This window comes from Roseomonas sp. TAS13, assembly GCF_001950415.1.
In the GTDB taxonomy this organism is placed as follows: Bacteria; Pseudomonadota; Alphaproteobacteria; order Acetobacterales; family Acetobacteraceae; genus Roseomonas; species Roseomonas mucosa.
Genome location: NZ_BDLP01000729.1, coordinates 1 through 897, shown reverse-complemented (window position 1 = coordinate 897; position 897 = coordinate 1). Strand labels below are relative to the sequence as shown.

Annotated in this window: 1 protein-coding gene; it reads left to right on the top strand. The window is 68.2% G+C overall.

Annotated elements, in window-relative coordinates:
* Positions 1-89 precede the first annotated feature (89 nt).
* On the top strand, positions 90-897 hold an 808-nt coding region (locus ROTAS13_RS25165), incomplete at its 3' end, for a transposase (protein WP_139323597.1).

Genomic DNA, 897 nt, shown 5'->3' with positions numbered 1-897 from the left:
CTTAGCTCGACTTTGGCCATCTGAGACAGGCGTAGGCGGCGAGGCGGGTGACTGGCTAGGCTGGCGTGTCCCCGCCAAGAGACGCCGCCATGCTTCACCTGCCACCCCGCTTCGCCGCGGTGATCCTGAGCTTTGCGCCGCTGTTTTTCCACCGGAGTTGGCAACACGCTGAGGTGTTGCTGATCGGGGCGATCCTGGCGCCCGGCAAACGTACGGTGACCAGCCTGTTGCGGATCAGCGGGCTGGCGCAGGAGCGGCGCTTCGTGAACTACCATCGGGTGCTCAACCGGGCTGTCTGGAGCCCCCGGGCAGCATCGCGTCTTCTGCTGGCGCACCTGATCACGGCCTTCGCACCGGACGGGCCGGTCATCCTGGGCATTGACGACACGATTGAGCGCCGCCGTGGCAAGCGGATTGCGGCCATGGGCATCTACCGGGATCCGGTGCGCTCCAGCCACGGCCACTTCGTGAAGGCCTCCGGCCTGCGCTGGATCAGCCTGATGCTCTTGGCACCTGTTCCCTGGGCGGGTCGGGTGTGGGCGCTGCCGTTCCTGTCCGCGCTCGCGCCTTCGGAACGGTTCTGTCGCGAACAGGGACAGCGGCACAAGAAGCTCACCGACTGGGCCTGCCAACTGATCCTGCAGGCCCGCCGCTGGCTTCCAGAGCGAGACATCGTGCTGGTCGGCGACAGCGGCTTTGCTGCCCTGGAACTCCTGGCTGCCCTGACCCGGCACAGGATCACCGGGGTCACGCGCCTGCGGCTCGATGCCGCGCTCTACGATCCGGCACCGCCTCGGCTGCCCGGCACCAATGGTCGACCCCGGACCAAAGGGGCGCGGCGGCCCACCCTGGCGGAGGTGCTGGTCAGCACCGATACGCGCTGGCAGCGCGTGGTGG